22 protein-coding genes and 2 tRNA genes are annotated in these 25,110 nt (G+C 59.3%); 10 read left to right on the forward strand and 14 right to left on the reverse strand.

The window, feature by feature from the left end; translation table 11 throughout:
* Positions 1-41: 41 nt before the first annotated feature.
* From GRI91_RS04515 to GRI91_RS04530, 4 genes are all read left to right on the forward strand, one after another.
* A complete protein-coding gene (locus tag GRI91_RS04515; RefSeq protein WP_160735455.1) occupies positions 42-1,133 on the forward strand; it encodes an acetamidase/formamidase family protein in 1,092 nt (363 codons plus the stop codon).
* Complete coding sequence (locus GRI91_RS16315; protein ID WP_160735456.1) at positions 1,114-2,124, forward strand: helix-turn-helix domain-containing protein; 1,011 nt, start codon at positions 1,114-1,116, stop codon at positions 2,122-2,124. Before GRI91_RS04515 ends, GRI91_RS16315 begins: the two co-directional genes overlap by 20 nt.
* A 105-nt stretch (positions 2,125-2,229) precedes the next feature.
* Positions 2,230-3,234: a bile acid:sodium symporter family protein gene (locus GRI91_RS04525; protein WP_202385463.1), complete on the forward strand. Its 1,005-nt coding sequence runs from the start codon at positions 2,230-2,232 to the stop codon at positions 3,232-3,234.
* On the forward strand, positions 3,224-4,036 hold the full coding sequence (locus GRI91_RS04530) for a TauD/TfdA dioxygenase family protein (protein WP_160735458.1): 813 nt from the start codon (positions 3,224-3,226) through the stop codon (positions 4,034-4,036). Before GRI91_RS04525 ends, GRI91_RS04530 begins: the two co-directional genes overlap by 11 nt.
* 73 nt (positions 4,037-4,109) lie before the next feature.
* On the opposite strand, the gene GRI91_RS04535 is transcribed toward GRI91_RS04530, so the two are convergent.
* The 7 genes from GRI91_RS04535 to GRI91_RS04565 form a co-directional block, all read right to left on the reverse strand.
* Complete coding sequence (locus tag GRI91_RS04535) at positions 4,110-6,449, reverse strand: acetamidase/formamidase family protein (protein WP_337190315.1); 2,340 nt, start codon at positions 6,447-6,449, stop codon at positions 4,110-4,112.
* Positions 6,450-6,545: 96 nt separating this feature from the next.
* On the reverse strand, positions 6,546-7,928 hold the full coding sequence (locus GRI91_RS04540; protein WP_160735460.1) for a zinc-binding metallopeptidase family protein: 1,383 nt from the start codon (positions 7,926-7,928) through the stop codon (positions 6,546-6,548).
* A gap of 20 nt (positions 7,929-7,948) precedes the next feature.
* Entirely contained in the window at positions 7,949-9,199 is a 1,251-nt protein-coding gene (locus GRI91_RS04545) for an MFS transporter (RefSeq protein WP_160735461.1), read from the reverse strand.
* A gap of 106 nt (positions 9,200-9,305) precedes the next feature.
* Positions 9,306-10,562, reverse strand: coding sequence for an MFS transporter (locus GRI91_RS04550; RefSeq protein ID WP_160735462.1), 1,257 nt, complete (start codon positions 10,560-10,562; stop codon positions 9,306-9,308).
* 5 nt (positions 10,563-10,567) lie between these two features.
* Complete coding sequence (locus tag GRI91_RS04555; protein WP_160735463.1) at positions 10,568-11,239, reverse strand: cysteine hydrolase family protein; 672 nt, start codon at positions 11,237-11,239, stop codon at positions 10,568-10,570.
* Positions 11,232-12,359, reverse strand: coding sequence for an LLM class flavin-dependent oxidoreductase (locus GRI91_RS04560; RefSeq protein WP_337190316.1), 1,128 nt, complete (start codon positions 12,357-12,359; stop codon positions 11,232-11,234). The genes GRI91_RS04555 and GRI91_RS04560 overlap by 8 nt, the downstream gene beginning before the upstream one ends.
* Before the next feature lie 102 nt (positions 12,360-12,461).
* Positions 12,462-13,370, reverse strand: coding sequence for a PfkB family carbohydrate kinase (locus GRI91_RS04565; RefSeq protein ID WP_160735464.1), 909 nt, complete (start codon positions 13,368-13,370; stop codon positions 12,462-12,464).
* Positions 13,371-13,536: 166 nt separating this feature from the next.
* On the opposite strand from GRI91_RS04565, the gene GRI91_RS04570 reads away from it, so the two are divergent.
* The 3 genes from GRI91_RS04570 (at position 13,537) to GRI91_RS04580 (ending at position 15,909) form a co-directional block, all read left to right on the forward strand.
* Positions 13,537-14,367: an oxidoreductase gene (locus tag GRI91_RS04570; protein ID WP_160735465.1), complete on the forward strand. Its 831-nt coding sequence runs from the start codon at positions 13,537-13,539 to the stop codon at positions 14,365-14,367.
* Positions 14,368-14,373: 6 nt separating this feature from the next.
* Entirely contained in the window at positions 14,374-15,066 is a 693-nt protein-coding gene (locus tag GRI91_RS04575; RefSeq protein WP_160735466.1) for a cysteine hydrolase family protein, read from the forward strand.
* Between the two features lie 249 nt (positions 15,067-15,315).
* Positions 15,316-15,909, forward strand: a complete 594-nt coding sequence (locus GRI91_RS04580; protein WP_160735467.1) for a nitroreductase family protein — start codon at positions 15,316-15,318, stop codon at positions 15,907-15,909.
* Positions 15,910-16,000: 91 nt separating this feature from the next.
* On the opposite strand, the gene GRI91_RS04585 is transcribed toward GRI91_RS04580, so the two are convergent.
* From GRI91_RS04585 to GRI91_RS04610, 6 genes are all read right to left on the reverse strand, one after another.
* Positions 16,001-17,080, reverse strand: coding sequence for a TauD/TfdA family dioxygenase (locus tag GRI91_RS04585; RefSeq protein ID WP_160735468.1), 1,080 nt, complete (start codon positions 17,078-17,080; stop codon positions 16,001-16,003).
* Between the two features lie 235 nt (positions 17,081-17,315).
* Positions 17,316-18,689, reverse strand: a complete 1,374-nt coding sequence (locus GRI91_RS04590) for an NAD-dependent succinate-semialdehyde dehydrogenase (protein WP_160735469.1) — start codon at positions 18,687-18,689, stop codon at positions 17,316-17,318.
* A gap of 124 nt (positions 18,690-18,813) precedes the next feature.
* Positions 18,814-20,208, reverse strand: coding sequence for an amidohydrolase family protein (locus GRI91_RS04595; protein ID WP_160735470.1), 1,395 nt, complete (start codon positions 20,206-20,208; stop codon positions 18,814-18,816).
* Positions 20,208-21,023, reverse strand: coding sequence for a TauD/TfdA dioxygenase family protein (locus tag GRI91_RS04600; RefSeq protein ID WP_160735471.1), 816 nt, complete (start codon positions 21,021-21,023; stop codon positions 20,208-20,210). The genes GRI91_RS04595 and GRI91_RS04600 overlap by 1 nt, the downstream gene beginning before the upstream one ends.
* Before the next feature lie 177 nt (positions 21,024-21,200).
* Positions 21,201-21,276: transfer RNA gene (locus GRI91_RS04605), tRNA-Thr, on the reverse strand.
* Positions 21,277-21,336: 60 nt separating this feature from the next.
* Positions 21,337-21,410 (reverse strand) — tRNA-Cys (locus GRI91_RS04610).
* A 128-nt stretch (positions 21,411-21,538) separates the two neighbouring features.
* On the opposite strand from GRI91_RS04610, the gene GRI91_RS04615 reads away from it, so the two are divergent.
* A complete protein-coding gene (locus GRI91_RS04615) occupies positions 21,539-23,017 on the forward strand; it encodes an FAD-dependent oxidoreductase (protein WP_160735472.1) in 1,479 nt (492 codons plus the stop codon).
* 30 nt (positions 23,018-23,047) lie between these two features.
* On the opposite strand, the gene GRI91_RS04620 is transcribed toward GRI91_RS04615, so the two are convergent.
* The gene (locus GRI91_RS04620) at positions 23,048-23,332 is read right to left on the reverse strand and encodes a hypothetical protein (protein ID WP_160735473.1); all 285 of its coding nucleotides are present in this window, start codon (positions 23,330-23,332) and stop codon (positions 23,048-23,050) included.
* A 197-nt stretch (positions 23,333-23,529) separates the two neighbouring features.
* Between GRI91_RS04620 and trhO the strand changes: the two genes are divergently transcribed.
* Positions 23,530-24,480, forward strand: coding sequence for an oxygen-dependent tRNA uridine(34) hydroxylase TrhO (gene trhO / locus GRI91_RS04625; RefSeq protein ID WP_160735920.1), 951 nt, complete (start codon positions 23,530-23,532; stop codon positions 24,478-24,480).
* Positions 24,473-25,105: a glutathione S-transferase gene (locus GRI91_RS04630; protein WP_160735474.1), complete on the forward strand. Its 633-nt coding sequence runs from the start codon at positions 24,473-24,475 to the stop codon at positions 25,103-25,105. Before trhO ends, GRI91_RS04630 begins: the two co-directional genes overlap by 8 nt.
* The last annotated feature ends 5 nt before the right edge of the window (positions 25,106-25,110 follow it).

Genomic DNA, 25,110 nt, shown 5'->3' on the forward strand with positions numbered 1-25,110 from the left:
CGCGATCCACACATTTTATCCAACCAATCAGGGGGATTTCCATGGCGTTGATTTGTGCGCACGGTGCGCAGCGTAACGAGGTCCAGCCACAAGCCTTGCACAGGCTTCGGGCGACACCGGAAACGGTGCATTGGGGGTTCTTCTCCCCCGAATTGAAGCCAGCCTTGACGGTCAAGAGTGGCGACCTGATTCAGGCGCAGGCCGTGACCCATCACGCTGGTGATGATCCGGAACTGATGTTTGACGAAGATATTCAGCGGATCTTCACGGAAATCGACCCCAGCACCCGCGCACCCGGCGTTCATATCATGACCGGCCCGATCCATGTGGAGGGCGCAGAACCTGGCGATATGCTGGAAGTGCGCTATTTCCAGATGACGCCGCGCTTTCGGTATGGCTCCAATCTGCAGGCCAATTGGGGGCATCTCTACGAAGAATTCGGCGAGACCGAACGCGTCACGATTTACGAGCTGGACGAGAATTACAACACGGCCCATGCGCTCTATGCCTATGATGTGGAAGAGAAATATCTCATTCCGGGCCGGATAACGCACTGCCCGCATTGCGATCGCCAATCCGCACTGGAAGGCATCTCCATCCCGGCTCGTCCGCATCTTGGCACCGCCGGCGTCGCGCCCGCCGTGAATGCGCCGGTCAGCACGATCCCGCCGGGCCTTCATGGCGGCAATATCGACAATTGGCGGATCGGTGCCAATTCGCGGATGTATTATCCCGTGCAGGTCAAAGGCGGCCTGTTCTCCATCGGCGATCCGCATATCAGCCAGGGCGACGGAGAAATCAGCGGCACCGCGATCGAGGCTTCGCTCGACGTGCTGTTCCAGATTATTCTGCGCAAGGATTTCTCCTTCCCCTCCCCGCTGCTCGAAACCCCCGACCACTGGATCGTCCATGGTTTCGGAGAGGATCTGGATGTCGCCATGAAAGGCGCATCGATGGATATGCTCCATTTGCTGAACGAACATCAGGGACTGTCAAAACATGACGCCTATTCTTTGATGAGCGTCGCAGCGGACTTCGGCATCACGCAGGTGGTTGACGGGACGCAGGGTATTCATGCGCGGATCGACCGCGGCATTTTTCCGTCCAAAGGCAGTGTCAAAGATCCTAAGTAATCAGGAAGGGCAGGCTTCGGGAAATCGCGAAGCCTGGTCCTTCGATGCAGCCGCGCTCCCCATTGCGGAGCGCGGCCCCGCATGGGCGGAAGCCATGCGGCGATTGCACCTGCCCTTCGCAGAACCGGACAGCATTGCCGCCGCCACGGGCCAAGTCACCGCGGTCATTTCCCCGATGGGGTTCGAATTCGCACTGGTGGCGGGCGGGCCGCAAAGCATTTCCGGACAATTGCCAGACAGCGATGCCGGTTTGTGGCTCGGCCTGCTGCTAAGCGGTCAGGCCTTTATCCGCTATGGTGAGGATCAGAGTCATCTGAATGATCAGATGCTGATACATGGGGCCACCGGGGTGGATGCTGAACTGACCTTCACTACGCCGTGGCGCCATCTCTTCGTGCGCATACCGCGTGTGGCGATCGATGCACGGCTGCTCTCCCCCATGGAAGCGAGCGTTTCGGTTTTGCACCCGGAAACCTATCTCGAACATGGTTTGCTGGAATTGCTGCGCAGCTTTGCGCACGGCATGGCGGAGGGGCGCAAGGGCGACCTGCGCCCGATTGAAAGCGCCCTGACCGAATTGCTGGTGGCTGCACTGGCCCGTACAGGAGGCGCTGCAGGACGGGGCGGTGCCGCCGGTGCCCGCGCACGCCAGTTTGACCGCATCTGTCGCCGGATTGAAACCCAGTTGGGTGAGCCGGACCTGTCATTATCATCCATCGCCCAGGATGAAGGTGTTTCCACCCGCTATCTCCAGCATTTGTTCTCACGCGCCGGACAAACGGTGAGCAGTTATGTCAAGGCACGCCGACTGGACCGTGCCCGCGCCGATCTGGTCAGTCCGCTGCACGCGCAGCTGACGATTTCAGAAATCGCCTTTCGCTGGGGATTTAACCAATCCGCCCATTTCAGCCGGGCTTTTCGCGCCCGCTTCGAGGAAAGCCCGCGGGAAGTGCGCAAACAGGCCGGGGTCAGGCACAGCGAAAATGCGTGATCGGAGAAATCGCATCTCGACAAGGGGATGCGCAGTCAGCGACAAGACACGCGCGCATATTCAGCGCAGACACACACTATTCTCCGGCAGGACCACCCATTGAAAATGCTTGCTCGCTTTCGCCCCGACAAATTTCTGCTTCTGCTTCTGGTGACGCTGGCTTTTGCCTCGCTGGTTCCAGCCAGGGGTTCGGCCGCACCTTTATTCGACCGGCTGACCGACATTGGCATCACCCTGCTGTTTTTCATGCATGGTGCAAAGCTCTCCCGCTCGGCAATCGTCGCCGGTCTGGGCGCATGGCGTCTTCATCTGATGGTGCTGGCGACGACCTTCATTCTGTTTCCCTTGCTGGGGCTCGGCATGACAACGGCCCTGTCACCCTGGCTGGATGAAGCGGTTGTCGCAGGCTTTCTGTTCCTGTGCATCGTGCCCTCCACGGTTCAATCCTCCATCGCCATGACCGCCATGGCGCATGGCAATGTCCCGGCGGCGGTGTGCAGTGCCTCGCTTTCCAATGTGCTGGGTATCGTGCTCACGCCGATGCTGGCGGCCCTGCTGCTGCATGGCCAATCGGCAGAGGGCAACTTCTTCCTCTCCGCATTGATCAGCGTGGCCACGACCCTTTTGCTGCCCTTTATCCTCGGCCACCTCGCCCGGCCGCTGGTCGGCGGGTTTATCGACAAACACCGCAGTCTGGTCTCGCGGGCCGATCGCGGGGTTATCCTGCTGGTGGTCTATACCGCTTTCAGCGCCGCCGTGGTGGAAGGTTTGTGGAAGCGTTTTTCAGGTTGGGATCTGATCTCAATTGCCATTCTGAGCAGCATTTTGCTCGGCGCAGTGCTGCTGTTCACGCGTTTCATCGCACGGCTGACCCATCAATCGCACGAGAATGAAGCGGTGCTGGTCTTCTGCGGATCGAAGAAGAGTCTGGCCAGCGGTGTCCCCATGGCCGGTGCCTTGTTTGCGCCAGCTCAGGTGGGCGTGATGGTCCTGCCCCTCATGCTGTTCCACCAATTGCAATTGCTCGTCTGCGCCGCTCTCGCCCAAGCCTATGGCCGGCGGGCAGAGGCCAATGCAAATGTTTCAGGAGAAAAAGCCCATGCCGTATGAAACCATCGATGTAAGACCGGTGACCAAGTCGATTGGCGCTGAAATCTTCGGCGTCGACCTCAACGAACCGCTGTCCAATTCCGCGCAGAGTGAAATCCACGATGCACTGATGGAACACCAGGTGATCTTCTTCCGCGATCAGAAGCTGAACCATGACAGCCACATACGGCTTGGCCGGGCCTTCGGTGAACTCGCCTATCACAGCGGCGTTGCCGGACTGGATGATTACCCCGAGATCGTGAAGATCCACGCGGATGCGGAGTCCACCTTCGTAGCGGGGGAAAACTGGCATTCCGACCTCAGCGAATATGAGGAGCCGCCCATGGGCTCCATCCTGTATATGCACACATTGCCACCTGTCGGCGGGGATACGCTGTGGTCGAGCATGTATGCCGCCTATGACGCTTTGTCGGATGAGATGAAGGCCTTTCTCGAGCCGCTGACTGCAGTGCATGATTCCAACCACATCTACCGCGAGCTCTTCCCTGATGTGGAGAAGACCTATCCGTGCAACACCCATCCGGTGATCCGCACGCATCCGGTGACCAAGCGCAAATGCCTGTTCGTCAACGCTTCCAAGACGACCAAGATCAACGGGCTGCCCAAGGCAGAAGGCGATGCCCTGCTGGCGTTTCTGTTCGACCATGTGAAGAACCCGAATTTTCAGGTCCGCTTCCGCTGGCAACCGCATTCGATCGCTTTCTGGGACAATCGCTGCACCCAGCATTTTGCGACCTGGGATTATTTCCCCGAAACCCGCTCAGGCTACCGCGTCACCATTGCCGGCGACAAACCTTATTGATTCGGTGCCGGGTGGAGAGGCTCCTACAGCATCCCCACCCTCAACTGGCGCCGGTCAAGGCCGCGAATGCCGGTCAGGCCGCGAACAGGGCCTTACGGATGATCGCATGCACACCCCAATTGCCATTGGCGACCTGCGAGATGCCGAAATCCACCCCGACCGATAACAGCGAAATCGCCTCATCCTCGGTCAGATCCTTGGTCGTCATCAGGAAGCGGCGCGCCTTGCGGAATGCATCACGCATCGCCGCATCGATGGATGCACGCTTATAGACTTCGCTCTGTGCGCTTTCGCCCAGTTCCTTGAGATAATCGGTCTGGCTGAACCCCATGATCACCCATTCACTCGCGGTTTCGATCAGCGGGTAATCAAGGTCACGCAAATGGTCGCGCATTTCCCCCGCCGGATGATGAATGATCTGCACCAGACCGGTCATTGAACATTCAATGGCCGTTCCGCACAATTCACTATCGCCCTGGCTGGCATGCGGATCGCCCAGTGACAGCAATCCCCCTGCCACCTGTACGGGCAGATAGACGCTCGATCCCGGGCCGGTGCGCCAATTGTCCAGATTTCCGCCAAAGGCGCTGGGCGGCACCGAATCCACCAGCCCGGAAGTGTTGGGTGCCAGCGCGATCACGCCGAAATGCGGGCGGATCGGTATTTCGACATTGCGCAGGAATTCGTAATTCCGTTCAATCGTCGCCGGATCAACCGGGACGCCGGGATAATCATACCGTGTATGAACCCGGCCATCGGGGTCGGTCTGCGGCGTCCAGCGATAGGAATAGACGGCATGCGCGCTGGGCATGCGGCCGGTTGCGCTGTCCACTTCATAGATCGTGATGACTTCGCGCTGCTTCGGCTCGGTCAGCATATCCTCGAAATGGAAGCCCCAGAAGGTCGCCGCATTCGATCCGAAAGCCTTGCCCTGAAACCGGTCATTGCCGCTTTCTCGCGGTTTGAGATCAAGAATCTTGACCTCGATAATATCGCCTGGCTGCGCTTCGGGAATGGCTATGGGACCGGTGCAGATATGCACGCCGAACCCCTCACCCGGCCCGCGTCCGACCGCGCTGGCATCCATCGGTCCGGCCCCGCGCCGATTGACGTTTTTCTCCTTATCCGTCCAATGAAACACGCTTTCCGCGCCCCGATCCCCCTCGACCATCCGTTCCGGATCGTCATTGGCGTGATGGGTCAGCGTTTCCACCGTGACGAAGTCGCCCGAACTGACGGTCAGCACAGGCTTCAGGGAAGAACTGAAATAGCCCCAATGAATCGTATTCGGGCTGACGGGAAGAAAGTGATGGCGCACCAGCCCATCAGTTCGGGGGTCATCCTGTACCGGAAGATCCTCAATCCCGACGGTAATATCCTCATCCTCCAGCGGAGTTTCGGGTGGTGGTTTGCCCTTGCCGGTAGGCGTCGGACGACCACGCCGCAGGATCTGCTCCTGCATCTCCTCATCCACTTCCGGCAATTTGCGATATTCGCGCGGGCTCATCCCATATTGTTCACGAAATGCTCGGCTGAAGGACGCGGAATCGTTGAAGCCCCACTGAAACAGAATATCCGAAATGGATTTCTGCGCATGCAGCGGGCTGCGCAAATCGAGCCGACAGCGTTCAAGCCGCCGGACTTTTACGTAGTGACCGAAGCTGTCATTGATGCTTTCAAACAGCTTTTGCAGGTAACGCGGCGAAATGCCGTGCTCCGTCGCGACTTGCTGATAATTGAGATTGGGATCGCTGAGCCGCATCTCGATCGTCTGGAAGATCCGCTCCAGCAAGGCGGCCCTCATACCGGCTGCACCGCCCAAAGCGCGCGGCGGCGCGTTGTCCAGCAGGCTGGCGAGCAGAAATTCAGGTAAGGCCAGCTCTACCGGGCGCAGCTGTTCTGGTTCCGCATCGCCCAGCATATCGCCCAGCGACCGGAGCATACCCGAAAGCACACGCGCCGCACCGGCATCGGCGGCCATACGCCGGGGAGAATTGGGCAGCGGCGTTTTCAACCGCTGATCAATCAGCGATGCGGGTATTTGCACCAGGAGCAATCGATGATCGCCAGCAAAGGAATGGCGCGCAACCGCTTCCCCTCTGGCGCAAGTGATATCGGAATCATGCAAGGCTGTCTGGTCACTGCCGGCCATCATATGGCCCGAACCATCCAGCAGCACGGTCAGCCACAGTGACCCCGGCTGATCGCTGAAGTCGAAGACATATTCCTGCGCCGTCGCGGTCAGGCGCGTAAAACTGATTCCGATCGTGCTGCGAAACTGGACCAATTCGCCATAGAGCGCCGCTTCGTCCCCGCCCTGTGACGTGATCGAAAGACGCTGAAGCGCAAAGCGCCATTCACTGGCGCGCCGCTCCTTAGGATAGGCGTTAGTTGTAAATCGCAAGGATGCCACCCGTTCTTGTTAAGGCTCGTCCCTCCTGCCGGTCTCTGCCGATTACGCAACGACTGACATTCATTTGATGCCGCGTCAATTCAATCGGGTTCGGGTTCAGAACGGTGTCTCATCTCCGTACACGCTGGATGATCCGCCGCCGAGCTGCGAGGCATCACCCTTACCACATACCGACAGCATCGTCAGCGCATAGATCAGCGTGCTGGAAACCATATCGGCGGGTGTCGGGCGCCAGCGGGGCATTCCGGTGGTCACGGCCGGTATTCTGTGCATGTTGAACACGTTGTGGTCGCGCCACATGCTGGAATAAACTGGATGGGCGCGCTCGACCGGCGCCTGCCGGGCCAATCGGGTGGCGGCATCCACGGCACCTGCGAGCGGGGACACGGCCTGATCATCCGCCTCAAAACCATGGCGCACGACCACCGGCATGATGTCAAATCCGGCCACATCCATTTTCCGCATAACAGCACTCAATCCATGCTGTGCATCGGCCGCCTTCTGCCGCGGATTGAGCGCCACTTCGACATAGAGCGCGCACACTTCCGTGCCAGCGCCGAAATCCTGCGGAACACCGGCCCGGATCGATGCAATCTGCATCTTGGGTTCGGAACGCCCCCCGCGCCCTTCGATAACGCCATTGGCCGCCCAGTCCCGGCCCCATTCATGCAACGCTTCGATAACCGGGCCAAGCCGGTAGATCGGATTGCCATGATCGGAAACTTTCTCCGGAATATCCAGAATGGGCGTAAACATGCCGGTGCCGAACAGACGGATGCGGAACACGGCGTAGCCCGCCCCCATCCAGGTCATGCCAAAATCCGTACCCTCTGCCGCAATCGCGTAATCGGGTGCCACACCGCCATGATGGAACAGATAATGCGCGCCGATATCCTTGCCCAGATAATCGATGCCTTCAAATTCCTCGATCGGCTCGGGGCCGATTTCGCCGGGGCAGGCGGTAATCCATGCGGTGCCAGCCGGTTCAATGCCCGCCTTGCGCAGAGCCTTGGCCGCCATCAGCGTGCAGGCCATGGGGCCGCGATCGTTGGAAATGGGGTAGCCGCGAAGCCGGCCCTCTTCATCGAGCCAGCACTCTTTCCATTCGCGGTCGTTCAGCGTGCTCTGGCGATAGCGATAAGAATCCTGCTGCGGATCACCGCTGGGGCTTTCCGTATCCAGATGCGCCGTGAACAGCAGATTGGCGCCCGGTGCAGTGCCGCCCAGCTGGCCGATGATATTGGGGCGTTCGGGCGTGGCGCCGACCTTGCGCGGGCTGAAGCCTTCACGTCCCATCCAGTCATAGACATATTGCGCGGCTTCGGCCTCATAGCGGGAGACCGAATGGATATTGCCCAGTTCCAGCGCCAGCGAGACCAGTTCATCCTGGTCGATAGCGGCTTCAATAGCGGCGCATTCTTCCTGGGAAACAGTGTATGGGGCGTCCGCCGGGTCGGCGAAGGCTGTTTTGTTGAACATTGAAATATCCTCGCCTGATGTCAGCTGATGCGCGCTTCGGCCAGCTGAGCCGCATCTGCACCCTGGGCCTGCGGTGCCTGGCCAAGTTCCGGTTTCTTCAAACGCATCAGGACAAGCAATAACAGGAAGCCCAGCGCCGCGCAGGCCAGAAAGACGATTTGAAAACTGCCCACGGCATCGCGGATCAAACCACCAATGGCTGGCCCCACCGCTGCACTGGTCGATATGACGCACATCACGGAATATAGTTCGAGATTGGCGCGTTTGCCGAAGAAATCGAGCAGCAGCATCGCCGTGCTGACATAGCTGAAGCCCATGCCGATGCCGAGGCCGACAACAAAGATGATCATGGCGATCCAGCTGCCGCCGACCGCCAGGGCGATCGTCCCGCTTACCATGGTCCCCATCGACAGCATGGTGAGTTCGCGCGGGCCGAATTTTTCGCCCGCCAGACCAGCAATGGTCGATGCGCCCGCACTCACCAGAGCCGATGCGCTGAGCAGGGTCGCCGCGACGCCCATGCTGAAACCGGTTTCGGAAATATGCTGGGCGGCAAATCCGTGCACGGTGGTGTTGATCAGCAGGAATGCCGAATAGACTGCGACGATCACGTAATATTGCGGCTTCCGAAAAGCAGCCTTGGCGCTCCAACCCGTAACCGGACCGCTCTCATCATCAACGTCTACTTCCAGCTTGGTCTGGTTGCGCGTGGCCGTGACGCTGGCGGCGAACAGGCCAAGCAGCATCGCCGTAATTGCAGCGCCGACCCAGTAAATCCGCCAATTTGAGGTAAAATACTGCGTGGCATAGACCAGCAGGGGACCGAACACAGATCCCAGCCCACCAGCGGTGAAATAGAAGCCGATCGCGGTGGAACGCTTCACAAAGATCTGAGAAATGACGTGGATAGCCGGCACCGTTCCGGCAAGCGAGAAGCCCAAGCCGACCAGCAACGCGCCGATGTAATAGAGCAGCGTGCCTTCGGTCATTGCAAAGCAGAGGAAGCCGGCCATCAGGATCGTGCCGCCGCACAGCAGAGTGAAACTGACCCCGATGCGGCGCGTCATCATGGCAGGCAGAACGCTGGTGATGCCGCAGGCAATTCCCAGCAGGGTGAAACCCAGACCAGCCGCAGCCCAGTTCCAGCCCAGATCCTGCACCATATAAGGCAGAACGACCCCCAGTGAATTGAAGGTGCAGGCCATCAGCAGGAAGTACAGCAGGCTGAATGCCGCAAGCACGAGTATTCTGGCGCGGCCTTCAAATGTCATTGGGATGCTCCCCGGCGGTTGCTCGAATCATGAGACAAAGTGTGCTCCTCGGCAAACTGCTCGTCTTGACGCTCAACGCCCATATAGAGATTATCTTTTGATTTCCTCATGACGCGGCCAGCCGTCCTTCACTCAGACGGTAGCGCGGAAGCCATAAAAGCAACGCTGTGCCCACTGCCAAAACCACGCAGGCAATGTTGATTGCGCTGCGATAGCTGCCCCACGCGTCGAAGGATGCGTCGAACAAGACTGGCAGGATGCCCTGCGCAACGATCACGCCCGAATACATGATGCCCAGAATGACACCAAAATGGCCGACTCCGAAATAGCGCATCACCAGATAACGCAGCGCGCTATATTGCGCGCCCAGAGCCACACCCAGAAATACGCCCGCCAGAATAAGCAGCGGCGCGCCATGCCCATATTCGAGCAACAGCAGCCCGGCGAGCGCCATCGCATACATCGGCGCGAGCACCAGAGGACCGCGGACCTTCTCCAGAATGCGCCCGGAGACTATTTGCCACAGCGCCCCGACCAGCGCGAAGACCGACAGGACCGTGGTGCCCATGCCAATACCCACGCCGCGATCCTGCAGGATGGGCACGACATGGCTGAAAATCGCCGTCAGGATACCGGCCCCGGCAGCCAGCGACACGAAAATCAGCCAGAAACTGCGATACCGCAGGGCTGACTTCAGATCGAGATCGTCGCGGCCGATTGCCGGCTTATCCTCGTGACTGTTGGCCCCGCCATAGCCCGGCGCATCGCGCAGCAGGAAATACATGACCGGCAAGCCGGCCAGCAAGACAATGGCCCCCATGCCCAGATAACCAGCGCGCCAGCCATAATGCGTGATCAGCAGCGCGGCGGCGACCGGCATGATGACCGAGCCGATTCCATTGCCGACCCCAGCCGTAAAGCCAAGCGCGGTGCCGCCATTATGGGGAAACCACTCGGCCACCACTTTCGACAGGATAGGCGTACTGGGAATGGCTCCGAAAATCCCGATCAACGTGAAAGTGACGTAAAACAGGGCGAGACTGCCATTGGAGAGCGCCAATGCCGCGATCGACGCAGCGAACAGCACATTGCCAAGCAGCAGCATCCGCCGCGTGCCATGCCGGTCAGCAAAGCGGCCTGCGATGGGATAACCTACCGCGCAGGTCGCCGCCAGAATAGCCAGTACCACCGAGATACTGGCGCGTGACCAGCCGAAACTTTCTGACAGCGGGATCAGGAATGTGCCGAACACCGCATGGACGGCCGGCGTGGTGGTGAGACCATTGCCGACCGTGGTGGCGATCAGAATACCGCGTCTTTCCTGCGGCGTGCCCGGATTGCTATGATCGCGCGCGGCCCCCACCCGGATCAGCTTTGCCAGGCCTGCTTAACAGCGTCGCTACTCACCAGCAGGGCACAGTTCTTCTGAAGCACGTTGAGCGGCCCCACATGCAATTCCGGCGAATAGGCCGCACTCGCATCACTGATCACAAAAACGTGATAATTGCGGTGGAAAGCCTCCCGCGCCGTGGAATCAACACAACAGTCGGTGCTGACACCGCAAACGAGCAGGGTCTCGATCCCGCGTTCTTTCAACTGAGCGTCCAGATCGGTGCCGTGGAAACTGGAAAAAAGCAGCTTCTGAATTTCGATATCACCGGGTTTCGGGGCCACACGGTAATAGTCCGCGCCGCCATCTTCGATCCGGCAAATCGCTTCACCGCCCACATCACCGCGCCGCTGCATCAGCGTTTTCAGCGCATTGGAATCGGTTTCCGGGCGCGTCACCACGCGCATGAAACCAACAGTCGCTCCGGCCTCACGCGCCGCGGCTATCAATTCTTCGATCCGGTCGATCGCGGTTTCAACCCCGCTCAGATCAACACCATAGCCGCCCAGAAGCCCGTCCGGGGCGGCAAAATCCTTCTGGATGTCGACCACGATCAGCGCAGTCGTTTCCGGCGCAATCATGTCGCCCAACGCTGCCGCATCAACATGCGGCAGCGCGGCGACCTGCTGTTGCAGCGTTTGCTCAGCCATTGACCGATGCCGCCACTTTACCAGGGAAACGCTTACGCAAGGCAGGCAGAACCTCCGTGCCGAATACCGGGATCATCTTGTGATAATCGGGGAAGATCAGCATCATGCCATCGGTGCCGCCAACCTCGAGCATTTCCTCCATCTGTTCCGTGACGGATTCAGGCGATCCGATGATCCGGGGCGACATGAAGCCCGAACGCGCGGATTTGGTGAAGGCGTTTTCCTTGCCGATTTCCTTATCGATCATACCATAGGCCCGCATCATCCCTTCCAGCGCGCCTTCGTCAAAACCATCACGGAAATTGTCGGCCATGGCCTCAGCTTCCTGGTCGGTTTCGCCCAGCACGATGGTCATCATCGAATAGGTCCGCAGATAACGGCCAACATCATCGGCCACTTCCTTGGCCTTATTGTTCGCTTCGGCCAGTTCCTGCGGCGTACCGCCGGACAGGAAGATGGCGTCCATTTCCTCGGCTGAAAAGCGCATGCCCTTTTCGGATGTTCCGGCGCAGACGGTGAAGGGTTTCTTCTCCGGCTTGGGCCAGCTTTCACAATCTTCGAGTTCGAAATAGTCGCCCTTCTGAGTCACGGAATCCTCGCTCCACAACTTCTTGATCGCGCGAATCCATTCATAGGCAAGGTCATAACGTGCATCATGGCCAACACCCTCGGGCCAGGCACCCATCTGGGAGAATTCCTGCTTATAGGACCCGGTCACGAGATTGAGACCGGCACGCCCGCCGCTGATCTGGTCCAGCGTCGCAATCATCTTGGCTGCAACGCCCGGATTCTGCAGGATCGTGTGAATGGTGGCCCAGCATTTCACCTTGGTGGTTGCCTCTGCCAGGCCTGCCATCGCGACCACGGAATCCAGCGTGTAGTTCCAATGCTCGGTCTCACCGCCATATCCGCGATATTTGGCCATCGCCATGATGAAGTCGACCCCGGCTTCCTCCGCCAGCATGGCCGCCCTGCGGTTATAATCGTAAGAGCCGTCAATCTCCGGCTTGTTCTTCGAGATGATCCAGCCACCATTCGCAATGGGCATGAAGATACCGAGATCCTTGCCGCCCTTGTCTGAAGGAATACCGAATTGGGTGGGTTCGTTAGTCATGCTCATGTGATCCCCGAATAGTGTGTCTGAGATTTAATCTAGCGAGGCGGCAGTCAGTTTCTTGACCAAACGCGCACGTAATATTGGACCGGAGGTGATTGCCGCAGTTTAAGCCTGTTCTTTCAGCGCCGCTTCCACCGCCGCTCTGTTCGGCATGGCAGGCACACCGCCCGCCTTCTGCGTGGCCTGCGCTGCGGCCGCATTCGCAATCGGCAAAGCTTCCTTCAACACGCAGCCCTGCGCCAGCAGCGCGGCCAGCGCCCCGACGAAGCAATCCCCCGCGCCGATCGTATCGACCGGCGTAATCTTGAAGGCCCGCGCGTAAAAATGATCATCGGGCCATACGGCGCAGGCGCCCGCCGCGCCCAGCGTCACAACAACGCATTGATCAGGGCGTTTCATCAGCTCGCGCGCAATGAAAGTATCCTCCACCCGCTCCACCAAAACGCCGCCGCAATATTGCGCAAGTTCATGCTGATTGACGATCAGAACATCCACATTGTCAAACAGATCGGCGCCCGCATCAATCGCCGGCGCGGCATTCAGGATACGCAGACGATCCCCGGCATTCTCCGGCGCAAAGAAAGCCGCCAAGGCGGGCAGCGGTATTTCCAACTGACTCAACAAAATGCGCGAGCTCTCCTGTGGCGCAGGGATTATTTGCGGGGTGACTGCACCATTGGCACCGGGCGCGACGATGATCTGATTTTCCCCCTCCGCATCCACCGCAATATAAGCGGCCCCGGTCGGCACGCCGTCCAGCACGGATACAGCGCTGCAATCAATCGCATCATCGCGCAGGGTCGCGGCCATGAATTCGCCGCCCTCATCCGCGCCAATGGCGCCGATCATCCGCACAGGCGCCCCCATACGGCTGGCGGCAACGGCCTGATTGGCGCCCTTCCCCCCGGCCAGACGCTGCGTGGCATGGGCCAGCACCGTTTCTCCGCCGCGCGGAAGCATGTCTACCGAGGCGACAATATCGACATTGATCGATCCCAGAATTTCAATCGACACGAAGCTCTCCTGCTAACCCTGCCCGCATTTGGGAGCATAGTGCCGTCTGCCGTGCAAGCGGATGGGCAGCTTATGCGCCGCAAGACAAGTTTTGCGGGTCTTGGCGCCAAGAGCCGCTGCCCCTCGCGCGCCTATGACAGGGCAGCATTAAAAAGGGGCGAGAGGCATGACAAATTGGATCATCACCGGGATCAACAGCGGCTTTGGCGCTGCATTGAGCAAGGCTGTGCTGGCGCGTGGCGACATGGTCGCCGGCACGGCCCGCCGGGCAGAGGACCGCGCTGCGTTTGAGGCATTGGCCCCGGGCCGCGCCTTTGGCATTGCACTTGACCTAGCGGATCCCGCTGGCCCCTCTGCCGCCATCGACCGCGCGCTGGAACAGATGGGGCGGATCGATGTGCTGGTGAATAATGCCGGCTATGGCATGGTCGGCGCGATCGAGGAAACATCGGATGCCGAGGCGCGGGCCCTGTTCGATGTAAATCTGTTCGGCCCGATGGCGATGATTCGGGCGGTTTTGCCGCATATGCGCGAACGTAAAGCCGGGCGGATCGTCAACATCACCAGCCTGAGCGGCTTCGCCCCCTGGGCAGGGACCGGCATCTATGGTGCCAGCAAATATGCCCTGGAATGCATCGGCCAGACCCTGGCGCAGGAAGTCGAACCGCTGGGCATTACAGTCACCAATGTCGCACCGGGCGGCTTTCGCACCGGCTTTGCAGGCCGCGGGCTGGCACAAGCGGATAAGGTCATCGCCGATTATGCCGCCACCGCGCATAATTCAAAGGCCAGCCTCGCCGCCGGTCAAGGCCAGGAAAAAGGTGATCCCGAACGAGCAGCGCAGGCCATCCTTGCGGCATTGGAAGAGCCGGAAGTGCCCCGCCACCTGTTCCTGGGTGAAGATGCCCTGCGCCATACGCAGGAGCAGATTGATCTGGTGACGGGTGAAATGGCAAAGTGGCGCGAACTGAGCCTCTCCACCGATTTTACCGAGTAAGGGCGCATGCACGTCACCTCCATTCCGGATTGGGCCATCGCACGCGGCCGCGCGATGAACCATTTCGAAGAGATCAGGCCCGCCCGTTCGGCTCTGGTGGTGATCGATATGCAGCGCGTTTTCATGGATGCGGATCAGCCATTCGGCAATGTGCATGCCATGGACATCATCACCCCGGTCAACACCCTGGCCGATGCGATGCGCGCAGCGGGCGGGAGGGTTATCTGGACACGCGAAACAGTGTCGGACGATCCCAAGCTGGCCATGCCGGAATGGCAATATGATCTGTCCGATCCGGTCATTGCCGCCGCGGTCAACACCATGCGCGCGGGCACAGCAGCCCATGCGATCCACCCAGCGATGAATGTCGCGGCGACAGATATCACGCTGGACAAATATCGCTACAGCGCTTTTGCCTGCCCTGCTGCTGCGCTGGAAACGACCCTGTCGGAGGGTGATTTCGACATGGTGATCATTGCCGGCACATTGACCAATGTCTGCTGTGACAGCACAGCGCGCGATGCCAATATGCGCGGTTACAAGGTTATTGCCGCCAGCGACGCCATGGCCACGCTAAGTGACGAAGAGCATAATGCAGCGCTGCTTAATCTTCGGCTCAATTTCGCCGATGTAAAATCCGTTTCGGAAATCATCGCCCTGTTAGGCCGTAAACTCATAAACAGCACCATCGAGGTTTGAGGCAAAATGGCTCAGCGCAAGGAAAGAAGGCGTGGGAATATGTCGATATTTCAAGGCTTCTTGACGCAGCGATGGGCCATTTTGGCCAAATCGCTTTGCGACGCCCAAATGGCTTCCCTCTCGAACCAAATCGCCCTTGGAAAGGCAAACAGCCTTCCCGGCGGGCGCTTTGCCCCGATATGTTCGCCATTTGGGCGCCTCGACGGCGCTGTTTATGAGTTTACGGCCTAGATCCATGAAGGAGCACATGTGACCCAATCCACCCGCCAAGCCAATTACGACATTCACCCGAGTTTCACGCAGCGCTGGTCGCCGCGCGCTTTTGACGATCAGCCGCTGGCCGAAGAAGAGATCTTGCGCCTGATCGAAGCCGCACGCTGGGCACCATCAGCCTTCAACGTGCAGCCCTGGCGCTTTTGCTATGCGATAAAGGGCGATGATTACTGGGATCGCTTTCTCGACGCGCTGATCCCCTTCAACCAGAGCTGGGCTAAAAATGCCGGTGCGTTGATCTTCGTCCTGTCGGACAAGCATACGCGGGAAGCGGATGGCAGCATCAAGGGCGATTCCTACAGCCACAGTTTTGATGCCGGTGCCGCCTGGGCCGCACTGGCCGCACAGGCTGTGCATGACGGTCTTGTCACCCATGGCATGACCGGGCTGGATTTTGAGAAGGCCCCGGCCATCCTGGGCATAGGCGATGATTACCGGCTGGAGGCAGGCATTGCCGTTGGCCATATCGGTAAAGCGGACAGCCTGCCCGAAGGTCTGCAGGCAAAGGAACAGCCCAGCGAGCGCAAACCGCTTTCCGCCATTGCCTTCCACGGCCCCTGGCAGGGTTGATCACCGCTTAGATCACAAAAAAGGGGCGGAGGCTGCGTAGCCCCCGCCCCTTTTCTATGTCCTAGCGGTCAAAGCCGCCGCTCCTCCCGCTTCAGGAAATCAGACGCGGCACCGCAGCCTGGCGAATGTGGAAATGCGCATCGGGGTGTTCTGCCCCGCCATCGCGCGGTGCTTCGCGGTGAAGCACGACCCCATTCTTGCCAAAACCATCGACCACCGGCCGGCCCGAATCCCGGTGCAGCCACAGACGCAGCAAATGACGGCGGCGCTGCGGCTCGGGGAAATCCTCAAATTCGGTGCGGCTATGCAGCGCAGCGTAATTGGACAGCCACTGAATATCACCGGGGCGGAAATCCATGGCGATGGCCATGCCCTCTTCATAGGTGATTTCATCAAAGAGGCGCAGAACCTCGATCTGTTCGGGTGTCAGCTCCGGCACGCCGGGGTATTCCTGCGCCGTTTCGATATAGAGCGAGCCGGCATACATGGAGAAGACCCCATCCTCCATGCTGACGATGGGCGAGGTGTAGGTGTTGGCCGGGGCGGAGTGATCCTGACGCCGCCAGTCCCAATGGAACGGTTCCAGCAGCAGCGGGGCCAGATCAGGCCGGCGGCGCAGAATCTCATTATAGATTTCCGCGCCCGAGACCAGACAGGACAGGCCGCCCGATTTTGCCGGCCGCAGACACATCAACGACACGAGATCGGAACTGTCGGAATGATAGACCAGCTTGTCGCGCACCTTGGAAGACAATGCGGTGGGATCATCCATCGTCTTGTCCGACGTGGCATAGATATGGTCGAGCAGATCGCCCAGCTCATTCTGCCGGATGGGATCGCCCATATAAAGGCCGAGAATGTAATAGATCGCCGAGGAAAGCGCGTCGGAATACAGATGCGTGCGCAACCCGCGCACCAGCACGAAGCCGCGGCCATAATCGACGTCCTGGCCCCATTCCTTCACAGCATCGGCACATTTGACCAGCGGGTAATCCTCTTTCTGAACAAAGCGCAGATCGGGGTCTTCCTCGACAAACCGCGTGCCCAGCTCTTCCAGCTCGGCCACCTGTTCGTCAGACAGACGATAGATCCATTCCTGCGTTTCGCCCAGCCGGTCCCCGCGCCATGCGGCCGCTGTCGTCACCGGGGAAAGCGTGTCCATCACCGTCATTCTGGATTCTCCTTCGTCGATTTTATCGGCCAGCCTGACTAGCGCGACTCTATCATTTATCGCTCCATACTTATCCCTGCGCGCACCAGCCGTCTTGTCCGGGCATGAAATAACCCTTTCCGTAGCGCGCATTGATGGAGTTCGATGAGGAGAGCCTGCCGCCGCATCATGCGGCGCAAATAAAGGAGCCAGCGGGTGCCCGAAGGGGAAAAGGCACCCGCCGGCAGACCGTAGATTATTTGATAAAGATGGATTTTATGTTGACGAATTCCTTCATCCCAAACCCGCCATGTTCGCGGCCATAGCCCGAATTCTTCACCCCGCCGAAGGGCATGTTGGGCTTGGCAATATTATAGCCATTGATCGTCACCATCCCGGTATCGAAATAGGTGCTGGCCAGCTTGCGGGCGCGCTTTTCATCTTTTGAGAAGATCCCGCCGCCCAGACCATAGCGGCTGTCATTGGCGATGCGCATGGCATCCTCATCATCCTTGGCCTTGATCACCGAGGCAACCGGACCAAACAATTCATCATCATAGGCCGGTTGTCCGGGCGCCACATCGGTCAGCACGGTTGCGGGGTAGTACCAACCCGTGCGTTCCGGCACCTTGCCGCCGCAGCGGATCTTTGCGCCCTTCTCCACACTCTCTTCAACCTGCGAGGCGAGTTTATCACGCAGATCTTCACGCGCCATGGGGCCAAGCTTCGTATTCTCATCAGTGGGATCACCCAGCTCCACCGCGTCCATCCGCTTCACAAAGCGTTCAACGAATTCGTCGTAATTCTTCTCAGTCACGACAAAGCGCTTCGCATTCACGCAGGTCTGGCCGTTATTATACAAACGCCCCTGCACGCAGCTTTCGACGGCCAGATCCAGATCGGCATCATCCAGCACCAGATAGGCGTCATTCGACCCGAGCTCGAGCACGGTTTTCTTGAGCTGCTCAGCGGCCTTTGCCGCAACCTTGGCACCGGCACCGTCGCTGCCGGTCAGTGTCACGCCGCGAACAAGATCGCTGGCAATAACGTCATCCGACTGGTCATGACTGATGATCAGCACGGTGAAGAGGTTTTTCGGCAGGCCTGCCCGTTCAAAAATATCGCGCAGCATCAGGCCTGAACCGGTGCAATTTTCCGCATGCTTCAACAGCACGCCATTGCCGGCCATCAGATTGACGATGGAATAGCGCACAGCCTGATAGCAGGGGAAATTCCATGGCTGAATGCCGTAAATCACGCCGATCGGCGCATGGACGATAACGCCCAGCCCATCGTCCAGCTCGCGTTCTTCATCGGCCAGATCCTTCGGCCCGTTTTCCGCCGTATAGTCGCAAATCGCCGCGCAAAGCTCGACTTCGTCTTTCGCGTCCTTGAGCAGCTTGCCCACTTCGCGGACCATCAATTGCGCATATTCATCTTTACTGGCGCGCAGTTCGGCGCCGATTGCCTTGATCACACTCGCCCGGTCTTCGGGTGACTTCAACCGCCAGTCGAGAAAAGCCTCATGGCAATTCTGCACAGCCTCTTTGGCCTGTGCATCGCTCATAAGATCGTAGCTGGTTTCGGCCTGTTCGGTGGCCGGATTGATCGTGGTGATTGTATCGCTCATGCGAAACCTTCTTTCAATTAGAATGACATATGCCATTCCAACGAAGCATCACGATTTCGTTTCCATTGCGCGCAATACTTTTCCGCGCAGCAAGACCAGCCGCCCCGCACCAGAGATGAAAATATCAGATCACAGGCCAGGCCTGCTTGTCTGGAAGACCGGCTTTCCTTGTAACCGCCAGGCCCGCCTGCGTGGCATCGGCATAGAGCTTCTGCTCATCAATCATGGTTGAGCGGTAATTTTCCACCACGCATTTGCCATCCACCCACACGCTATGCACGGCGCGCCCGTCGGCCGACCATATCATCTGATAAATCGGGTTGAACAGCGGCTGCCATTCGGGCCGCTGCGTGTCATGCAGCACCAGATCGGCTTTCTTGCCCACTTCGATGGACCCGATCATGTCCTGCATGCCCAGCCCCTTGGCCCCGCCCAAGGTGAGCATGGTGAAGGCATCATAGGCCGGAAAAATACTGCTATCACGGCGCGCATCCTTGAACACGGCCGAGACCAGATAGCCTGCCCGCATCAGATCGGAGGTGTTGGAATTGTTGTTCCCATCCGTGCCCAGCATAATGCTCACGCCCGCGTCGTGCATTTCAGGGAACTTGCCTGCCGGGCCGATGCCATAAGCCCCCTTGAATGCGGACATCGGGCAATGGATCACATGGGCCCCGGTTTCGGCCAGAATGGCCACTTCCTCATCATCCATATGCACGGCATGGGTCAGGCAGATTTCCGGCCCCAGCACGCCAATATCCGCCAGATGCACGGCCGGACGCTTCCCTGTATTGGCCAGATACCAATCGGGATCGGCTGTGGCCGGGCTCATATGTGCGGAGACCCGCGCCCCCTTGTCGCGCGCAATGGCGCTCGCGGCCTGCCACAATTCATCGGTTGCAGTTATATGGCCGACCAGCAGGGGCCAGACTTCGATCATATCGCTGCCGGGCAGGCTGGCCACCGATTGTTCCATCGCCTTGATCGCCGCATCGGTCTTGGCCGTCTGATCTTCGGAGGGATCAAAGGCCCGGTCTTCCGCCCAGCTGCCAATCCGTCCGCGAATACCCGCCTTCGTCAGCGATTCCGCTACAGGCTCCAGAAAGCGGATAGTACCCGCTTCCATAAAGCTGGTGGTGCCGGTGCGGAGCATTTCCAGCGCGGCAAGGCTGGCCGATACCGCTTCTTCTTCAGCCGACTGATTCTGATATAGCGGCACCAGCCATTCCCAGACATTTTCATGCCAGCCGCTATCATCAGGCACATAACCGCGCGTAATCGGTTCCCCGGTGATGTGGATATGACCGTTCACGAAACCCGGCGTCATCACGAAATTCCGCCCATCGACGACATTTTTCGGCGTAACCAGCGGCACGATGTCTGCGCTTTTGCCGACATGGCTGATGCGGTCCCCCGTAATCGCCACGGCGGCATCCTTGATAATCTCGCGCTTCGCATTCATCGTCACGACCATCACATCGCGGATCAGCGTATCGACCGGGGTGGGTTGCTGCGTCATCAAAAGGGCCTCGTACCGGCGATCTGAACCCGAAAGCCCGACCGCGTTTGCGGGAAATAATCCCAGATTGCCGAATGCTGGACAGAGCGATTGTCCCACAGGGCGATGGAATGTGGCTGCCAGCGGAAGCGGCACTGGAATTGCGGGCGCTGGACATGTTCATAGAGGAAGCCGAGCAAGGCCTCGCTCTCGGCCGCAGGAAGATCGTCGATCTTCACGGTGAAGTGCCGGTTGACGAAAATTGCCTTGCGCCCACTTTCAGGATGCGTGCGGATGACGGGGTGTGAATTGATCGGCAATTCGGTGCCCGGCGGGGCCTTGTCACCAAAGACCAGCCGCGCATCATGCGTTGCGGTCAGGCCGTCCAGCGCCGTCTTCAGCGTATCGGACAGCGCATCATAGGCAGCAAACATATTGGAAAATGCCGTGTCCCCGCCCGATTTAGGCACAGTGTGCAAATAAAGCGCCGATCCCAAAGGCGGCGCTTCGTCACAGGTCATATCGCTGTGCCAGTCTTCCCCGGCGACGAATTTGGAATCTGCATCGGCATGGATCTGGACCACTTCGGGAAATCCGGCGACCGACCATGCCGCCGCAGCCTTTGCGATATGCGGCTCCCCGAAAATACGGGCGAAATCGCTATGCTGGCGGTGCGAAATCGGCTGATCGCGGAAAAACAGAACCAGATGCTCATGCAAGGCGTCGCGCAGGCCCGCGGCCAATTCCGTGCCGATCGGCTCTCGCAGATCAATTCCGGAAATCTCCGCCCCCATATGCGGCGTTACGGATTCCACCGTGAATAATTGCTGCCCCATCGCGCCCATCCCACTGTTTCTGTCAGTGAGAAGGAAGTTAGAGGCGTCCCATCCGGCTTTCTTTGCAGAAATGCCCAAATGATTGACCACGCACGCACGCGCGCAACAAACATGGGAAGCCAAACAGCCGGATGGCCGAAAGGCGGCCGCAACCGTCATCAGATGCTGTAAGAAAAGTGGTGCCGCTTAGGTGACTCGAACACCTGACCCCATCATTACGAATGATGTGCTCTACCAACTGAGCTAAAGCGGCACTGCGGCGGGCTCCTAATCACGTTCACGCCAGAGCGCAACGCTTTCCCGCTATGTAAAGTGGAGGCCCGAGCCGGAATCGAACCGGCGTGCAAGGATTTGCAATCCTCTGCGTAACCACTCCGCCATCGGGCCACCAATTTCGGAGTTCGCGCCACTAGCGAAATCCGCCAGCGCGCGCAATCCGATTCGTGAATAAAGAGCGGCTTATTGCGTACCTCGCTACACAATGTTACCGGAGAGGCCATGGGAGAAGGAAAAATATGACGGGCGATCAACCACGGCGGCAAAGCGTAACCCAGACCGAGGATCGCTTCCTGGCATCCGATGTGTTTGAGGCCGATAGCCGCGCCTTACCGCCCCCCAACGGCAGCGGCACAATCCGCGAGGATGCGCGCAATATCGATATTTATCACCGCAGTGATGTGGTCGTCATAGGCGGCGGCCCGGCTGGCTGCGCGGCTGCCTGGGCCGCTGCTCAGGCCGGCGCGGATGTGACCCTGATAGAGCGATATAATTGCCTGGGCGGGCTGTCCACGGGCGGGCTGGTCATGTGGATTGACCGGATGACCGATTGGGATGGCAATCATGTGATTCAGGGTTTTGCCCGGCATTTTATCGACCGCATGCCGAAAGAGGCCGTGGCCGGCCCTCCCCCGAAAGACTGGGGTTCCCGCGATCCGGACAAGGCACTTTATTGGGGACAGCGTACCACCGCCTTTCACGGCATCGTCACCTGGGCGCCCACACTCGACCCGGAACGGATGAAGCTGAATGCGCAGGAAATGTTGCTGGAGGCCGGGGTTCGCCTTGTCTTCCATGCCTGGGCCGCGCGGCCGGTGGTGGAAAATGGGCGCGCCACCGGCGCGGTGTTTGAAAGCAAGGCCGGACGCCAGGCCATCATGGCCAAAGTGGTGATCGACACGACCGGCGATGGGGACATGTTTGCCCGGGCAGGTGCGGAATTCGATAGCGATGTAGAAGATGGCGATGTGCACCATTCGATGAATACCGGATGGATCTTTGGCGGCGTCAATATGGACCGCTTTATTGATTGGCGCGTCTCAAACCGCAGCGAATATGAAGCATTCCTGGCACGAGGCCGTGAGGAGATCGGCTTTTTTCAGGCACCTTATGTATCATGGCGCCCGGACATTGCGCTGTTTCTCGGGCCGCGCCAGTCCGGCTTATCCGCGCTGGATGTGGATGACATGACCGAGGTGGAAATCCGCTCACACCGCTTCATGGAGCGTCATTGTCGTTTCTTCCGCGATCATGCGCCCGGCTTTGAACACGCGTTTTCGCTGCAAAGCGCGTCGCAGCTGGGTGTCCGTCATACCCGGCGACTGGCAGGAGTCGGCCGGATAGAGCGCGGTGACTGGGGCCGCGGGACGCCGCTGGTGGATGAAGTGGGGATCAGCCCTTCCGTCAGCCCCAAATTTCCCACCGTCTCCGTGCCCTATGGCGCGCTGGTCCCTCGCGCTTTGAACGGAATGCTGGCCGCCGGACGGCATATCTCATGTGATGCGAACAGCCATGGTTTCATGCGTGAGATCCCGCAATGCTGGATGACCGGCCATGCCGCAGGGGTCGGTGCTGCGCTGGCCGCCGATCAGGGGATCGAGCCACGCGATGTGACCCCAGAAGCCATCCGTGCTGTGCTCCGGAAACAAGGCGCACATCTCAGCGAGGAGGAGAAAATCACCGCTCCGCCGCGTCATCAAGCGGCGGAAAAAGTCTGAAGCTCAGGCATCTTCAAAGATGCCCTCGCTTCACAGATCCTCGACCGATTTACCCTGCCGCACCGCCACGCGATGTTTCCCATGGCGCATGATCAGCGCCAGCATGACGGGCAGCGCCAGATACATCCCCCATGCGGGATTGAGCGCGGGCAGCCCGGCCCAGTAAAGCGCTTCATTGATCAGCACCGGGATCAGCGCGATGGCAATGGCCAGCACGGCGAAACGCAGGCTCGGGAAATAGCGCATTTTGCCCGGCTCTTCCTGCCGCAGCGCCTCGCGGTAAATCTGTTTATCAATCCAACCGATCGGCCCCATAAATCCCCCTATGCCTGACGCCTATGCCCGACGTCAGCAAAGTCTAAGCCGCCCGAGCCGGCCTGTCCACGCGCAGGCTGGATAAAGGGTTATTTGCGCGGCAGCATGACTATCCCGCTCAGCTTTGCTAAAGGCGCGACAAGGGCGCAGGCCCCTTGGTTGAAATCACAGAAAGCAAAGACGTGTCCGAGGCAAAAATGCCGATCCGCATCGCCGCATTGTATCAATTTACGCCCTTCAGCGATCATGCCGCTTTGCGCGATCCGCTGTTCGCCCTGTGCGAGAAGGAGGGCATCAAAGGCACGCTCCTGCTCGCGCATGAGGGGATCAACGGAACGATTGCCGGTTCGGATGAGGGGATCGAGGCTGTGCTCGGCCATATTCGCACGCTGCCCGGATGCGCCGATCTGGACGTCAAGGAAGCACGCGCGGAAAAGCTGCCCTTCCACCGGATGAAAGTGCGCCTGAAATCCGAAATCGTCACGATGGGTCAGCCTGATATCGACCCGCTCGAGGATGTCGGCGCCTATGTCTCTCCGCAGGAATGGAACAGCCTGATCGCGGATGAAGACACCGTTCTGATCGACACGCGCAATGATTATGAAGTCGCCATCGGCACATTTCAGGGCGCGATCGACCCGCATACCAAGACATTCCGCGAATTCCCGGCATGGTTCCAGGCGCATAAGGACCGCCTGACAGCAGAAGGCCGCAAGCCCAAGGTCGCGATGTTCTGCACCGGCGGCATCCGCTGTGAAAAGGCGACCGCCTATGTGAAGGCGCAGGGGCTGGATGACGTCTATCACCTTAAGGGCGGCATTCTGGCCTATCTCGAACAAATCCCGGAAGAACAAAGCCGCTGGGAAGGCGATTGCTTCGTATTCGATGAAAGGGTGAGCGTCCGTCACGGGCTGGAGCGCGGCGATTATGGCCTGTGCCGCGCCTGCCGGATGCCCATCAGCCCCGAAGACCGCCATTCACCGCTCTATGTCGAAGGCGTCAGCTGCCCGTTCTGCTACGAAACACGCAGTGAAGAACAGCGGAGACGCTACGCCGAACGGCAAAAACAGACAGAGCTGGCCGGTGCGCGCGGCATCCCCCATGTCGGATCAACAGTGCCCGATGCCGGCGATGATGCAGATGGCTGATACGCCGCTCCCGTTCCTCTATTCCTTTCGCCGCTGTCCCTATGCCATGCGCGGACGGCTGGCGCTGCATATCAGCGCCACGCAATGCGAAGTGCGCGAGATTATCCTGCGCGACAAACCGCAGGCGATGCTGGACGCCTCCCCCAAAGGGACCGTGCCGGTGCTGGTGCTGCCCGATGGCTCCGTGCTGGAGGAAAGTCTCGACATCATGCACTGGGCGCTCGGCCGCAATGACCCGGAGGGCTGGCTGGAGGGCGAGGAGACCGAGCTGATCGCGACCAATGACGGCCCGTTCAAACACCATCTCGACCGGTATAAATACGCCACGCGGCACGATAGCGACCCAGAGGAACATCGCGCCGCTGCACAGGACATCCTCATGCGACTTGAGGAACGCCTTAGTAGAAGCGCCTATTTATGCGGTGATCAACGGCGCATGACGGATTGCGCGATCTTCCCTTTTATCCGGCAATTTGCCGCCACCGACCGTGAATGGTTCGATGCGCAGGATTGGCCACATCTCAAAGCCTGGCTGGACGGATTGCTGGCATCGCCGCTGTTCAAAGCAGTGATGGTGAAGCGCCCGCTGTGGGAGGTAGGCACAGAAGGCGAAAAGCTGTTTTAAAACGG

The sequence above is a fragment of the Altericroceibacterium endophyticum genome (genome assembly GCF_009827595.1).
In the GTDB taxonomy this organism is placed as follows: domain Bacteria; phylum Pseudomonadota; class Alphaproteobacteria; order Sphingomonadales; family Sphingomonadaceae; genus Altericroceibacterium; species Altericroceibacterium endophyticum.

Coding starts and splice junctions, on each gene's coding strand:
- GRI91_RS04630 (WP_160735474.1), top strand. CDS start 24,473: ATGGCTGATACGCCGCTCCCGTTCCTCTATTCCTTTCGCCGCTGTCCC.
- GRI91_RS04555 (WP_160735463.1), bottom strand. CDS start 11,239: ATGGCTGAGCAAACGCTGCAACAGCAGGTCGCCGCGCTGCCGCATGTT.
- GRI91_RS04515 (WP_160735455.1), top strand. CDS start 42: ATGGCGTTGATTTGTGCGCACGGTGCGCAGCGTAACGAGGTCCAGCCA.
- GRI91_RS04525 (WP_202385463.1), top strand. CDS start 2,230: ATGCTTGCTCGCTTTCGCCCCGACAAATTTCTGCTTCTGCTTCTGGTG.
- GRI91_RS04620 (WP_160735473.1), bottom strand. CDS start 23,332: ATGGGGCCGATCGGTTGGATTGATAAACAGATTTACCGCGAGGCGCTG.
- GRI91_RS04575 (WP_160735466.1), top strand. CDS start 14,374: ATGCACGTCACCTCCATTCCGGATTGGGCCATCGCACGCGGCCGCGCG.
- GRI91_RS04560 (WP_337190316.1), bottom strand. CDS start 12,359: ATGAGCATGACTAACGAACCCACCCAATTCGGTATTCCTTCAGACAAG.
- GRI91_RS04595 (WP_160735470.1), bottom strand. CDS start 20,208: ATGACGCAGCAACCCACCCCGGTCGATACGCTGATCCGCGATGTGATG.
- GRI91_RS04540 (WP_160735460.1), bottom strand. CDS start 7,928: ATGTTCAACAAAACAGCCTTCGCCGACCCGGCGGACGCCCCATACACT.
- GRI91_RS04585 (WP_160735468.1), bottom strand. CDS start 17,080: ATGACGGTGATGGACACGCTTTCCCCGGTGACGACAGCGGCCGCATGG.
- GRI91_RS04545 (WP_160735461.1), bottom strand. CDS start 9,199: ATGACATTTGAAGGCCGCGCCAGAATACTCGTGCTTGCGGCATTCAGC.
- GRI91_RS04590 (WP_160735469.1), bottom strand. CDS start 18,689: ATGAGCGATACAATCACCACGATCAATCCGGCCACCGAACAGGCCGAA.
- GRI91_RS04530 (WP_160735458.1), top strand. CDS start 3,224: ATGCCGTATGAAACCATCGATGTAAGACCGGTGACCAAGTCGATTGGC.
- trhO (WP_160735920.1), top strand. CDS start 23,530: ATGCCGATCCGCATCGCCGCATTGTATCAATTTACGCCCTTCAGCGAT.
- GRI91_RS04600 (WP_160735471.1), bottom strand. CDS start 21,023: ATGGGGCAGCAATTATTCACGGTGGAATCCGTAACGCCGCATATGGGG.
- GRI91_RS04615 (WP_160735472.1), top strand. CDS start 21,539: ATGACGGGCGATCAACCACGGCGGCAAAGCGTAACCCAGACCGAGGAT.
- GRI91_RS04570 (WP_160735465.1), top strand. CDS start 13,537: ATGACAAATTGGATCATCACCGGGATCAACAGCGGCTTTGGCGCTGCA.